Annotated in this window: 17 protein-coding genes; 6 read left to right on the top strand and 11 right to left on the bottom strand. The window is 62.0% G+C overall.

From position 1 onward, the window contains the following. Positions 1-94 precede the first annotated feature (94 nt). The gene (mtgA, locus tag ACLH0J_RS07520) at positions 95-817 is read right to left on the bottom strand and encodes a monofunctional biosynthetic peptidoglycan transglycosylase (protein ID WP_411391477.1); all 723 of its coding nucleotides are present in this window, start codon (positions 815-817) and stop codon (positions 95-97) included. Positions 818-891: 74 nt separating this feature from the next. Here mtgA and ACLH0J_RS07515 point away from each other — a divergent pair, with 74 nt between their 5' ends. From ACLH0J_RS07515 to trmB, 4 genes are all read left to right on the top strand, one after another. Continuing rightward, complete coding sequence (locus tag ACLH0J_RS07515; RefSeq protein WP_411391476.1) at positions 892-1,269, top strand: DUF423 domain-containing protein; 378 nt, start codon at positions 892-894, stop codon at positions 1,267-1,269. A gap of 71 nt (positions 1,270-1,340) precedes the next feature. Next, positions 1,341-1,541 (top strand): sulfur carrier protein ThiS, encoded by a 201-nt coding sequence (gene thiS / locus ACLH0J_RS07510; RefSeq protein WP_010167710.1) that lies wholly within the window; start codon positions 1,341-1,343, stop codon positions 1,539-1,541. Between the two features lie 65 nt (positions 1,542-1,606). Then, entirely contained in the window at positions 1,607-2,401 is a 795-nt protein-coding gene (locus ACLH0J_RS07505; RefSeq protein ID WP_411391475.1) for a thiazole synthase, read from the top strand. A gap of 9 nt (positions 2,402-2,410) precedes the next feature. Next, a complete protein-coding gene (gene trmB / locus ACLH0J_RS07500) occupies positions 2,411-3,136 on the top strand; it encodes a tRNA (guanosine(46)-N7)-methyltransferase TrmB (protein ID WP_411391474.1) in 726 nt (241 codons plus the stop codon). Between the two features lie 81 nt (positions 3,137-3,217). Here trmB and ACLH0J_RS07495 read toward each other — a convergent pair whose 3' ends face one another. The 9 genes from ACLH0J_RS07495 to ACLH0J_RS07455 form a co-directional block, all read right to left on the bottom strand. Next, positions 3,218-3,541, bottom strand: a complete 324-nt coding sequence (locus tag ACLH0J_RS07495) for a DUF3392 domain-containing protein (RefSeq protein ID WP_003176691.1) — start codon at positions 3,539-3,541, stop codon at positions 3,218-3,220. A 19-nt stretch (positions 3,542-3,560) separates the two neighbouring features. Further along, positions 3,561-4,763, bottom strand: a complete 1,203-nt coding sequence (hemW, locus tag ACLH0J_RS07490; RefSeq protein ID WP_411391473.1) for a radical SAM family heme chaperone HemW — start codon at positions 4,761-4,763, stop codon at positions 3,561-3,563. After that, entirely contained in the window at positions 4,760-5,356 is a 597-nt protein-coding gene (gene rdgB, locus ACLH0J_RS07485; protein ID WP_411391472.1) for an RdgB/HAM1 family non-canonical purine NTP pyrophosphatase, read from the bottom strand. The genes hemW and rdgB overlap by 4 nt, the downstream gene beginning before the upstream one ends. Continuing rightward, entirely contained in the window at positions 5,353-5,787 is a 435-nt protein-coding gene (locus ACLH0J_RS07480) for a DUF4426 domain-containing protein (protein ID WP_411391471.1), read from the bottom strand. The genes rdgB and ACLH0J_RS07480 overlap by 4 nt, the downstream gene beginning before the upstream one ends. 21 nt (positions 5,788-5,808) lie before the next feature. Further along, on the bottom strand, positions 5,809-6,429 hold the full coding sequence (gene metW / locus ACLH0J_RS07475; protein WP_321145465.1) for a methionine biosynthesis protein MetW: 621 nt from the start codon (positions 6,427-6,429) through the stop codon (positions 5,809-5,811). A 7-nt stretch (positions 6,430-6,436) separates the two neighbouring features. After that, entirely contained in the window at positions 6,437-7,576 is a 1,140-nt protein-coding gene (gene metX, locus ACLH0J_RS07470) for a homoserine O-succinyltransferase MetX (RefSeq protein ID WP_411391470.1), read from the bottom strand. 119 nt (positions 7,577-7,695) lie between these two features. Continuing rightward, entirely contained in the window at positions 7,696-8,283 is a 588-nt protein-coding gene (locus ACLH0J_RS07465) for a YggT family protein (protein ID WP_411391469.1), read from the bottom strand. 53 nt (positions 8,284-8,336) lie between these two features. Next, positions 8,337-9,155 (bottom strand): pyrroline-5-carboxylate reductase, encoded by an 819-nt coding sequence (gene proC, locus ACLH0J_RS07460; protein ID WP_411391468.1) that lies wholly within the window; start codon positions 9,153-9,155, stop codon positions 8,337-8,339. A 33-nt stretch (positions 9,156-9,188) separates the two neighbouring features. Beyond that, entirely contained in the window at positions 9,189-9,875 is a 687-nt protein-coding gene (locus tag ACLH0J_RS07455; protein WP_411391467.1) for a YggS family pyridoxal phosphate-dependent enzyme, read from the bottom strand. A 57-nt stretch (positions 9,876-9,932) separates the two neighbouring features. Here ACLH0J_RS07455 and ACLH0J_RS07450 point away from each other — a divergent pair, with 57 nt between their 5' ends. After that, positions 9,933-10,967, top strand: coding sequence for a type IV pilus twitching motility protein PilT (locus ACLH0J_RS07450; protein ID WP_411391466.1), 1,035 nt, complete (start codon positions 9,933-9,935; stop codon positions 10,965-10,967). A 63-nt stretch (positions 10,968-11,030) separates the two neighbouring features. Here ACLH0J_RS07450 and ACLH0J_RS07445 read toward each other — a convergent pair whose 3' ends face one another. Then, positions 11,031-11,666 carry a C40 family peptidase gene (locus ACLH0J_RS07445; RefSeq protein WP_411391465.1) on the bottom strand — a complete coding sequence of 212 codons (636 nt, stop codon included), beginning with the start codon at positions 11,664-11,666 and terminating at the stop codon, positions 11,031-11,033. A 250-nt stretch (positions 11,667-11,916) separates the two neighbouring features. Here ACLH0J_RS07445 and ACLH0J_RS07440 point away from each other — a divergent pair, with 250 nt between their 5' ends. After that, positions 11,917-12,345, top strand: a complete 429-nt coding sequence (locus ACLH0J_RS07440; protein WP_411391464.1) for an NINE protein — start codon at positions 11,917-11,919, stop codon at positions 12,343-12,345. Positions 12,346-12,395 lie beyond the last annotated feature (50 nt).

Here is a 12,395-nt window from a genome sequence, read left to right as displayed (position 1 = left end):
GGCTTGCTCCCGATAGCTGAGTATCAGTCGACATCAAGGTGACTGAACCACCGCCATCGGGAGCAAGCCCCCTCCCATATTTGTTTGTGTTGTGTCAGTCGGACCAAGGCGCCTTGCGCGAATTGTTCAACTCAACCAGATAGCCATCCCCACCCAGTTGGCTCATCTGCTGGCGAATCCATGCCGCCCGCCGTGCCACATAGGCGGTTGGATGGCTGGCGCTCCATACCCGAGGATTGGGTAGCACCGCCGCCAGATAGCTGGCCTGCTGCCGAGAAAGCGCCTTGGCACTCACGCCAAAGTGATGCTGCGCCGCGGCTTGCGCACCGAACACCCCTTCATCCCATTCCACGCTGTTGAGGTACACCTCAAGAATCCGTTGCTTGGGCCACAGCACCTCGATCAGTCCGGTAAACCAGGCTTCCAGGCCCTTGCGCAGATAACTGCGGCCGGACCACAGGAACAGGTTTTTCGACACCTGCTGGCTCAGGGTACTGGCGCCACGGATCGAACCGCCGCGCTCGTTATGCGCCAGCGCTGCCTGAATCGCGCCGAAATCAAAGCCCCAATGCTGCGGGAAACGCTGGTCTTCGCCGGCCATCACCGCCACTTTGAGGTCATCGGCGATCTGATCCCACGGCACCCAGGTGCGCTGCAGGTCAATGGGTTCGCCGTCGAACCAGGATTCGACCTTGCGCTCCACCATCAGCGCGGTGAACGGCGGCGGGACGACACGCAACAGCAGCACCAGCAGCACACTGCCGATGGCCAACCATTTCACGACGTTGAGAAAGCGTTTGAAGAGGACACGCAGCATAGAGATGGCTTGGCCGAACCCGTTGAGCGGGCCATTATACAGACCCTGCCCAATGAGTCTGACTGGAGTTCCTCATGCTGCGTAGCTTTCTGATGCTGGCTGCCTTTTTTGGCTTCACCGGCGTCGCCCTCGGTGCGTTCGCCGCCCATGGCCTGAAAAACCGCCTGAGCGCCGAGTACCTGACGATCTTCCACACCGGCGTGACCTACCAGTTGGTGCACACCCTCGCACTGTTTGGCGTGGCGTTACTGGCTGCCCATATCCCTGGCCGGCTGGTCACGTGGGCCGGCATCTCGTTCAGCGTCGGTATTCTGCTGTTCTCCGGCAGCCTGTATGTGCTGACCATGACCGGCATCAGCAAACTGGGCATCATCACGCCGTTTGGCGGGCTGGCGTTCCTGCTGGGCTGGTTCTTCCTTGGCCTGGCAGCGTGGCGCCTGCAGGCTGCCTGACCGGAGGACTTGGGTCATCCCCGTTGATCGGGCTAGAATGCTGGCCCCTAAAAACGATGGCGGCCCGTGGCATGCGCATTCAGTTGAACGGCGAATCCTTTGAACTGCCCGACGGTGAAACCGTTGCGGCCCTGCTGACCCGCCTGGACCTGACCGGGCGTCGCGTCGCAGTGGAGCTCAACCAGGATATCGTCCCGCGTAGCCAGCACGCCGAGACCGCGCTCACCGAGGGTGACCAGGTCGAAGTGGTCCACGCCATCGGCGGCGGCTAGTCGTCCGGCGTCCACGCGCGCCACTCCGCATTCTGCAGAACCTCACCCCACTTCGAGGATTTCCCATGAGCATCGTTCGTAGCGACAAGCCCTTCGTCCTGGCCGGCCGTACCTACCAGTCCCGTCTGCTGGTCGGCACCGGTAAGTACCGCGACATGGAAGAAACCCGCCTGGCCATCGAAGCCTCGGGCGCCGAGATCGTCACGTTCGCCGTGCGCCGCACCAACCTGGGCCAGATCGAAGGCGAGCCGAACCTGCTCGAAGTCCTGTCGCCTGATCGCTACACCTTCCTGCCGAACACCGCCGGTTGCTACGACGCCATCGAAGCCGTGCGCACCTGCCGCCTGGCCCGTGAGCTGCTCGATGGCCACAAGCTGGTGAAGCTGGAAGTGCTGGCCGACCAGAAAACCCTGTTCCCCAACGTGATCGAAACCCTCAAGGCCGCCGAGACGCTGGTCAAGGAAGGCTTCGACGTGATGGTCTACACCAGCGACGACCCGATCATCGCCCGCCAATTGGCCGAAATCGGCTGCATCGCCGTGATGCCGCTGGCCGGTCTGATCGGCTCCGGCCTGGGCATCTGCAATCCGTACAACCTGCAGATCATCCTCGAAGAAGCCAAGATCCCGGTGCTGGTGGATGCCGGCGTGGGCACGGCGTCCGACGCCACCATCGCCATGGAACTGGGCTGCGAAGCGGTGCTGATGAACTCCGCCATCGCCCATGCCCAGCAACCGGTCCTGATGGCCGAAGCCATGAAACACGCGATCGTCGCGGGCCGCCTGGCCTACCTCGCCGGTCGCATGCCGAAAAAACTCTACGCCAGCGCCTCCTCGCCGCTGGATGGTCTGATCAAGTAAGAGCCATTGATGACTGAATCAAACGAAACGCCGAACACCGTGGAACAGAGCGACGAGTCCAAGCACCGCCGCATCAAGAGTTTTGTGATGCGCGCCGGTCGCATGACCGAAGGCCAGCAAAAGGGCCTGGAGCAAGGTACGCCACTGTTCGTCCTGCCCCTGGCCGACGCGCCGGTGGACTACGACCAGGTGTTCGGCCGTTCGGCCCCGCGCTCCCTGGAAATCGGCTTCGGCATGGGCCACTCCCTGCTGGAAATGGCCGCCGCCGCGCCGGAACAGGATTTCATCGGTGTGGAAGTGCACCGTCCGGGTGTCGGCGCGCTGCTCAATGGCGTGCTGACCCAAGGGCTGACCAACCTGCGGGTCTACGACTGCGACGCGATCGAAGTGCTCAACCGTTGCATCGCCGACAACAGCCTCGACCGCCTGATGCTGTTTTTCCCCGACCCCTGGCACAAGAGCCGTCATCACAAGCGCCGCATCGTCCAGGCTTCCTTCGCCGAACTGGTGCGCAGCAAGCTCAAGGTCGGCGGTATCCTGCACATGGCCACCGACTGGGAACCCTACGCGCAATACATGCTGGAAGTGATGAACGTCGCCCCTGGCTACCGCAACCTGGCCGAAGACGGCCAATGCGTGCCGCGCCCGGCCGAGCGTCCGATCACCAAGTTCGAACGCCGAGGCGAGCGGTTGGGGCATGGGGTGTGGGATTTGAAGTTCGAGAAAGTCGACTAACAAGTCATTGGCTTGGAATGCGGTAAAAAATGTGGGAGGGGGGTTGCCCCCTCCCACATTTGTTTTGTGTTGGGTTTGGGGTCAGCGGCGGTCGGCGACGACGCCAATCAACACCAGCACCACCACCAGCACCGGCGCCAGGCTGTAGTTATTGAACTGGCTCAACCCCCGCACAATCCACGGTGTGGCGTAGATCAACGCTGCGCCGCTGCCGATCATGCACAGCAGGGCCATCAGCGGGACGCGCAACGCGCCGGCGATGCTGCCCAGGCGGGCTTCCACCCAGCCCTTGATGTCGGCGCCGAACAGCACCAGCAAACAGCCGACAAGAGCCAGGGAGATTTCCGATAGGTTGCTGCGACTCCAGCGGGATACGGTGGCGAGCAGGTCGAGTACCAGATCCATTCGATTTCCTTAAGAGCGATCAGCTCAAAAACTTCTGCAACAGGTCATTGAGAAAGAGTTGCCCGCGGTCGGTCGCCGCCAGGCGTGACGGTTCGACCTGCATTAAGCCACTTTGTTCTGCCTCGCGCCGCGCTGCATCCAGGCTCGCCAGGTCGAGACCGGTGCGTTCGGTGTAGAGCCTGGCTTCGACGCCTGCGGTCAGGCGCAGGGCGTTCATCAGAAACTCGAACGGCAGTTCTTCGTTGGTCAGCTCGTTCGCGCCGGCCAGCACGTTTTTGGCCGGGTTGAGGTAGTCCTTGGGCGCGCGGGTCTTCCAGGTGCGCACGATGCGCCCGTCTGGATGGCTGAGCTTGCCGTGGGCCCCGGCGCCGATGCCGATAAAGTCGCCAAAGCTCCAGTAGTTCAGGTTATGCCGCGCCGCACGCCCCGATTGGGCGTAGGCCGAGACTTCATATTGTGCGTAACCGTGTTCGGCGAGCAGCGCCTGGCCGGCTTCCTGGATGTCCCACAGGGTGTCGTCTTCCGGCAGCGTCGGCGGCTGGTTCCAGAACACGGTGTTGGGTTCCAGGGTCAGTTGGTACCAGGATAAATGCGTGGGCTTGAGCGCGATCGCCTGGCGCAGGTCGCTCAGGGCGTCGTCCAGGGACTGATCGGGCAAACCGTGCATCAGGTCCAGGTTGAAGTTGTCGAACCCGGCCAGGCGCGCCATACCGGCGGCGCGCACGGCTTCGTCACCGTTGTGGATGCGGCCCAGGGCCTCGAGCTTTGCCTGCTGGAAGCTCTGGATGCCGATGGACAGGCGGTTGATCCCCAGCTTGCGGTACGCCACGAACTTCTCTTGTTCGAAGGTGCCGGGGTTGGCTTCCAGGGTGATCTCGATGTCGTCGGCAAACGGAATGCGCGCTTCCACGCCCTTGAGCAGGCGGCCCAGCGCGGCGGCACTGAACAGGCTGGGCGTGCCGCCACCGAAGAAGATCGAACTCAGCGTCCTGCCATAAACAGCGTGCAGGTCCTGATCGAGGTCGGCCAGCAGCGCGTCGACGTACTCTTCTTCCGGCAACACGGGGCTGGCGGTGTGGGAGTTGAAGTCGCAATACGGGCATTTGCGCACGCACCACGGGATGTGGATGTACAGCGCCAGGGGCGGCAGATGGGGCAGGGGCGCCCGGGGTGTTTGCGCGCCGCCGTGGATCAGCGGCTGCGCAGAGGTGTTCCGGGTCATTTCAAACCCAGGCGCTGGCGCAGCAACGCCATGGCGCGGGCGCGGTGGCTGATCTGGTTCTTGTCGGCCGGGCTCAGTTCGGCGCTGGAGACATTACGCTCCGGCACCCAGAACAGCGGGTCGTAGCCAAACCCATGCTCACCGCTGGCCGCCCGCAGGATGCGTCCGTGCCACAACCCCTCGCACAGGATCGGCAGCGGGTCATCGGCATGTCGTACCAGGGCCAGCACGCAGACGAACTGCGCGCCGCGCTCGGCGTCCGGTACATCCTTGAGCGCCTCAAGCAGTTTGGCGTTGTTGGCCGCGTCGCCCTTGCCATCGGCATAACGCGCCGAGTAGATGCCGGGGGCGCCGCCAAGGAAGTCCACGGCCAGGCCCGAATCGTCCGCCAGTGCCGGCAGGCCGGAGAGACGTGCGGCGTTGCGGACCTTGAGGATGGCGTTTTCGACGAACGACAGACCGGTCTCTTCCGGCTCGACCTGGCTGAATTCGCCGATCGAGCGCAGGTGCACGGACTCGCCGAGCATGGCCTGCAGTTCTTTGAGTTTGCCGGCGTTATGGCTGGCCAGTACCAGTTGAGTAAGCTTCATCATTCCGCCGGAAACAGTTCCTGGTTGAAACTGAAACCGTGGGCCTTGCCGCCGGTTTCAACGTTGATGGTGAAAATTCGCACTTCCTGTTGCGGCACGGAGTAAGGGGCGAGGTAATAGATCGCACCTTTCTCGGTGATCTGCTTGAACGTCAGTATTTCGCTCTTGCCGCTCAGGTCCTTGACCGTACCGGTCACCTGCGCCGACACCGGCGTGACGCCCTTGACCACTGACACGTTGATCAAGCCTTTGTTCTTGCTGCGCACCACACCCACCGCCTGGGCTGTTTCCGGTTGCAGGAAGCTGGACGTGAAGGTGTTGTAGTGCACGGTGATATCGCCAAATTCCTTTTGACGCTTGCTGTCGATAATGTCAGCGGCCATGGCGCTGACGCCCAGGCACGCGGTAAGTAGAAAAACAGCCAGGCGATTCATGTTCGTCCTCCTCGAAAATAGTTAGACGGCAATTTTGTGGTCCGTCAGACCCGGGCTACTGACCCGATAAATGCCGATTTCACCCAACAGGTTAGGCCATAGCTTGCTCGCCCAGCCGTGGCGGTGCTGTTGATCGACGGCCAGGCGGTTGATCACCTTGGCTTCACGTTCGCTGCACAGCGCTTCGAAGTCTTCGAAGGTGCAGAAGTGGATGTTGGGCGTGTTGTACCAGGTATAGGGCAGGAAGTCCGAGACCGGCATGCGGCCCTTGGTGGCCAGGTACCAGCGGCAGCGCCAGTGGCCGAAGTTGGGGAAGGTGATGATGCACTGGCGACCCACGCGCAGCATTTCGTCGAGGATGCGGTCCGGGTAGTGCACCGCTTGCAGGGCCTGGGTCATCACCACGATGTCGAAGCTGTTGCTGGCAAAGTTGCCCAGGCCCTTGTCCAGGTCCTGCTCGATCACGTTGATGCCCTTGGCCACGCACTGGGCGATGTTGTCCGGGTCGTTTTCCAGGCCGTAGCCGGTGACTTGCTTGTTGTCGCGCAGCCAGCTGAGCAGTTCGCCATCGCCGCAGCCAAGGTCGAGCACGCGGCTGCCGGCGGGTATCCAGTCTTGGATGATGTCCAGGTCGGCTCTCATGGCGTTCTCACAGTGCTATTCGGTTCATGTAGTTGCTGAAGGCCTGCAGATAGCGCGGGATCGGAATCAGGAAGGCGTCGTGGCCTTGCGGTGCATCGATTTCCAGGTAGCACACGTCTTTGCGGGCTTCCATCAGCGCATCCACCAGCTCGCGGGAGCGGGCCGGCGAGAAGCGCCAGTCGGTGGTGAACGACATCACGCAGAACTTGGCCTTGGCGCCCTCGAAGGTTTTCGCCAGGTCGTCGTTGAAGTTCGCCGCCGGGTCGAAGTAGTCCAGTGCCTTGGTCATCAGCAGGTAGGTGTTGGCGTCGAAACGCCCGGAGAACTCCTCGCCCTGGTAGCGCAGGTAGCTTTCCACCTGGAACTCGACGCTGTGGAAGTCGTAGTTGAGCTTTTCACTCTTGAGGCCACGGCCGAATTTCTCGCCCATGGAATCGTCGGACAGGTAGGTGATGTGCCCGACCATTCGCGCCAGCATCAGGCCGCGCTTGGGGATCACGCCCGCTTCCAGGAACGAACCGCCGTGGAAGTCCGGATCGGTCAGGATCGCCTGGCGCGCCACTTCGTTGAAGGCGATGTTCTGCGCCGACAGCTTGGGGGCCGAAGCGATGGCCAGGCAGTGGCGCACGCGATCCGGGTAGGTGATGGTCCACTGCAGCGCCTGCATGCCGCCCAGGCTGCCGCCGATCACGGCGGCCCATTGTGCGATGCCCAGTTGGTCGGCCAGACGCGCCTGGCTGTGCACCCAGTCTTCCACGGTCAGCACCGGGAAGTCGGCACCGAACGGCTTGCCGGTTTCCGGGTTGAGGCTGCTGGGACCGGTGGAGCCGTTGCAGCCGCCGAGGTTGTTCAGGCTGACGACAAAGAACTTGTTGGTATCGATGGGTTTGCCGGGGCCGATGCAACTGTCCCACCAGCCGGGCTTGCGATCGTCAACGCTGTGAAAGCCCGCCGCGTGATGATGGCCGGACAGGGCGTGGCAGATCAGCACGGCATTGCTCGCCGTGGCGTTCAGTTGACCGTAGGTTTCATAGATCAGGTCGTAGGCGGGCAGCGCACGGCCGCAGGCCAGGGCCAGCGGTTCGCTGAAGTGCGCCACTTGGGGCACGACCAGTCCAACAGAATCGGGGGGGAAGGCAGTTGGCATCGACCCTGCTCTCGTTTAAATGAGGCGTAAGTCTAAAGAGCGGGGACCCCAGCGGCAAGCGAAGGCCTGCGCGGGGCAAAATGTGGAAGGGAGCAAGCCCCTTCCACAGGTGGTTCGCGTCAGATCAGGCCAAACAGTTCCTTGGGCATGAAGGCGTAGAACGCCAGGCGCGGAATCACCCAGCTTTGCACCAGTTGGATCGCGATGAACGCGAAGATCGGCGAGATATCCAGGCCGCCCAGGTTGGGGATCAGGCGACGGAACGGCGCCAGCACCGGCTCGGTGATCTGGTAGACCAGTTCGGCGCCCGGGCTGCGGCTGCCGGGAGCGACCCACGAGAGGATCACGCTGATGATCATCGACCAGAAAATGATCTTCAAAAACAGCGAGAAGATGCCGATCAATGCCCAAGGCAACAGCAGCAAGGTGAAGGCCTGGTAGCCGTTGAGCATCAGGATCACCACGAACAGCAGGATCTGCAGCAGCAGCGCCAGCACCAGCGACGACATGTCCAGGCCGAACAGGCTCGGGATCACCCGGCGCAGTGGCTTGAGCAGCGGTTGGGTGGCCTTGACCACGAACTGGCACAGCGGGTTGTAGAAGTTCGCCCGCACCAGTTGCAGGACAAATCGCATCAGCACGATCAGCAGGTACAGGCTTCCCAGGGTCTGGATGATGAAGATGGCGGCGTCATTGATTCCGAGCATGTTTGATTCCTATCTGATCCAGTTGCGTCGAGTTCCGTTGCAGTCGGGAACGACTATTTGCCCAGCTGTTCGGCCATTTCGGCCGAACGATGCGCCGCAGCCCCCAGCGCTTTTTCCACCAGGGCTTCGAAGCCCCCGGCCTGGAACGATTCGATGGCTGCCTGCGTGGTGCCGCCAGGGGAGGTCACACGACGGCGCAACTCGGCGGCGTCCACGTCGCTTGCGACGGCCATTTTCGCGGCACCCAGCGCGGTCTGCTTGGCCAGTTGCTCGGCGATGTCGCGGCTCAGGCCCAGTTTCACGCCGGCGGCGGTCATGGCTTCGATCAGCAGGAAGAAATACGCCGGGCCACTGCCGGACACGGCGGTGACCGCGTCCAGTTGCTGCTCCTGTTCCAGCCACAGGGCGATGCCCACGGCGGACAGCAGTTGCTGGGCCTGGTCGCGTTGCTCGATGCTCACTTCGGCGGTGGCGTACAGGCCACTCACGCCCTGACGCAGCAACGCCGGGGTGTTGGGCATGCAACGTACGATCGGTTGCGCGCCGAGCCAGTTCTTCATGCTGGCGCAGGTGATACCGGCGGCGATGGACACCACCAGTTGGTGCGGCTGCAGGCTCGGGCGCAGGCTTTCGCACACGGCCTTCATGGCTTGCGGCTTCACCGCCAGTACGATCACGTCGACGCCCTGGATGGCCTCGGCGTTGTCGGCGAAGGTTTCAATGCCGTGCTCGGCGCTGACGCGGGCACGAGTGTCGGCGCCTGGGTCGCTGGCGCGGATCTGCGCGGCGTCCAGGCCCTCGGCCCGCAGGCCGCCGATCAGGCTGGCCGCCATGTTACCGGCGCCGATAAAGGCAATACGCGTGTTGCTCATGACAGGTCCTTATTCAGTGGGAAGTCAGCCATTTCACGGCTGGCCGTAGTCGCGGGCGCCAAACAGCGCGGTACCGATCCGCACCCAGGTGGCACCTTGGGCGATGGCGGATTCGAGGTCGTGGCTCATGCCCATGGAAAGTGTGTCGAGCGGCAGGTTCAAGCTGGCTTGCAGGTCGCGTACGGCGGCGAACGCTGCGTCTTGTTCGGTCCGATCTTCGGTCGGCTCGGGGATCGCCATCAGGCCGCGCAGCTTCAGGCGCGGCAGGGCGCTGATGGCATGGGCCAGGGCCGGCAGGTCGGCGGGGGCGCAACCGGACTTGCTGGCTTCGCCGCTGACATTGACCTGGATGCAGATGTTCAGCGGCGGCAGGTCGGCCGGGCGTTGTTCGGACAGGCGTTGTGCAATTTTCAGACGGTCCACGGAATGCACCCAAGCGAAGTTCTCGGCGATCGCGCGAGTCTTGTTCGATTGAATGGGGCCGATGAAGTGCCAACTCAAGGGCAGGTCGGTTAATTCGGCCTGTTTGCCCAGGGCTTCCTGCAGGTAGTTCTCGCCAAAGTCGCACAGACCGGCGGCATAGGCTTCGCGCAGGGCTTGTGCGGGTTTGGTCTTGCTCACGGCCAGCAGGTGGATGCTGTTTGCGTCACGTTGCACGGCGTCGGCGGCGGCGCGGATGCGCTGGCTAACCTGACCGATGTTGTCTGCTATCGTCGACATTCAAGATGCGCCCGTGGATATGGAGTCCGCGGCATTCTACTGGAAATGGAAAGCCCTATGGATATCACTGAATTGCTTATGGCCAGCGTGCGCCGTGGCGCCTCCGACCTGCACGTATCGGCTGGCGTGGCGCCGATGTTGCGCGTGGATGGCGAGGTCTGGCCGCTGGATTGGCCGGTGCTTTCACCCCAGCAAGTGGCGGATTTATTAAGCCCTTTGCTCAACCAGCACCAACAAAAGGATTTCGAAACATCTCTTGAAACGGATTTTGCCTTCGAGCTGCCCGGCGTGGCGCGTTTTCGGGCGAATGTGTTCCAGCAGGATCGCGGCATGGGGGCGGTGTTCCGCACCATCCCGGGCCAGGTACAGAGCCTGGAAAGCCTCGGCCTGGGCGACGTGTTCCAGCGTATCGCCCGCTTACCCCGTGGCCTGGTGCTGGTGACCGGGCCGACCGGCTCCGGCAAGTCCACTACCCTGGCGGCGATGATCGACGACCTCAACCAGCACCGACGCCAGCACATCCTCACGCTGGAAGACCCCATCGAATTTATCCACACGCCGAAAACCGCCCTGATCAACCAGCGCCAGGTGCACCGCGACACCCATAGTTTCTCCACCGCCCTGCGCTCGGCGCTGCGGGAAGACCCGGATGTGATCCTGGTGGGCGAGTTGCGCGACCTGGAGACCATCCGCCTGGCGCTGACGGCCGCTGAGACCGGTCACCTGGTATTGGGCACCTTGCACACCACTTCGGCGGCAAAGACCGTAGACCGGCTGGTAGACGTGTTCCCGGCGGGGGAAAAGGCCATGGTCCGCACGATGCTGTCGGAATCGCTGCAGGCGGTGGTGTCACAGGTGCTGGTCAAGAAGGTCGGCTGCGGGCGCGTGGCGGCTCACGAAATCATGCTGGGCACGCCGGCCATTCGCAATCTGATCCGCGAAGACAAGGTGGCGCAGATCGTCTCGGCGATCCAGACCGGTGGTGCGCTGGGGATGAAGACGTTGGATATGAGTTTGAAGGCGTTGGTCAGCGCGGGGCAGATCAGCCGGGAGGCGGCGATGGAGAAGGCGAGGGTGCCTGGGGATATATGAGGTTGGGCGAGGAGAATCAAATGTGGGAAGGAGCAAGCTCCCTCCCACATGCTGTAGCGTACGTTAGCGTTGAACGATGCGCAGATTGTTGTGATCTTTGGGCAGAACCCGCTTGGCGATCACGTAGTTCTTGTCCCAGAACGGTTTTTTCAGCGTGTCGATGCTGACCGACTTGCCACGACGCGGTGCGTGGATAAAGCGGTCGTTGCCCAGGTAGATGGCCACGTGGTTGACCTGGCGGCTCTTGAGCTTGAAGAACAGCAGGTCGCCCGGTTTCAGGTCCTTGCGCGCAACCTTCTGCCCGTGGCCGGCGGCCATGGCGTTGGATGTGCGCGGCAAATCCACGGCCGATACGTTGTTAAACGCATATTTCACCAAGCCGCTGCAGTCGAACCCTTTACTTGGGCTGCTGCCGCCCCAACGATAAGGAGTACCGAGCACGTTGACGGCGCGGCTGAGGACGGTGCTGCTTTGTTTGGTGTTGGCTGCCATCAGGCCTGGAGTGGCTTTACCGTGGGCCTTGCTCAGTTGAGTCGGGCGGCTGACGGTCGGCTTTGCCGTTTTGGCGGTGCTTGGCGTGCTGTGGACTTTAGGGGTGAAACCGTTGACGTTCGGAAGTCGTTGCTCACGATTGGTGGCGTGGGCGGCCAGTGGCATTAATAGGCAAATGGTTAGCCATGTCTTGAAAAATGGTCGCATTAGGCGTGGCTCTTATGGGTTTGCGCGCAACTTTATAACAGCTTTTTGTGTCGTTCTCAGGCCGTTTGTCGACTGAACCTTGGGGTCAAATTCAGGAAATACGCGACGAATTGCCGCAATTGTCCTACACAAGTCAGGTGGCATAAGGCTTTCAGGGGAGGGAAGATACCATTTGCCGTACGTCGGGCGCTCGTAAAAAAGTCACAAAGAAAATGAAAATTTTTATCTATCGAGGCAAAAGAGGTACGCGATGAACACCTATCAACAGCTTGGTTCGCAGCAAGACACCCACAGCAAGGTGATCGGTTACCTGTTGTGGATTTTCGGTTTTACCGGCGCCCATCGCTTCTATTACGGCAAACCCGTGACCGGTACGATCTGGTTTTTCACCCTCGGCCTGCTGGGGATCGGCTGGCTGATCGACCTGTTCCTCATCCCGGCCATGGACCGTGAAGCGGACCTGCGTTTTACCGCCGGGCCTATCGAATACAACGTGGCGTGGATTCTGCTGGCGTTCCTGGGGGTGTTCGGCGTGCACCGCATGTACCAGGGCAAATGGATCACCGGCCTGATCTACCTGCTGACCGGCGGTTTGTTCCTGGTGGGGGTGCTGTATGACTTCTGGACGTTGAATACGCAGATTTCGATCCGCAATGCCGAGCTAAGAGGCGGGCGCTGAATCTCTCAGCCATACAGACAAGCAAATGTGGGAGGGGGCAAGCCCCCTCC

Origin of the sequence: Pseudomonas sp. MPB23 (genome assembly GCF_046605395.1) — a bacterium.
Taxonomy (GTDB): domain Bacteria; phylum Pseudomonadota; class Gammaproteobacteria; order Pseudomonadales; family Pseudomonadaceae; genus Aquipseudomonas.
This window is presented reverse-complemented; position numbering and strand designations above follow the sequence as displayed.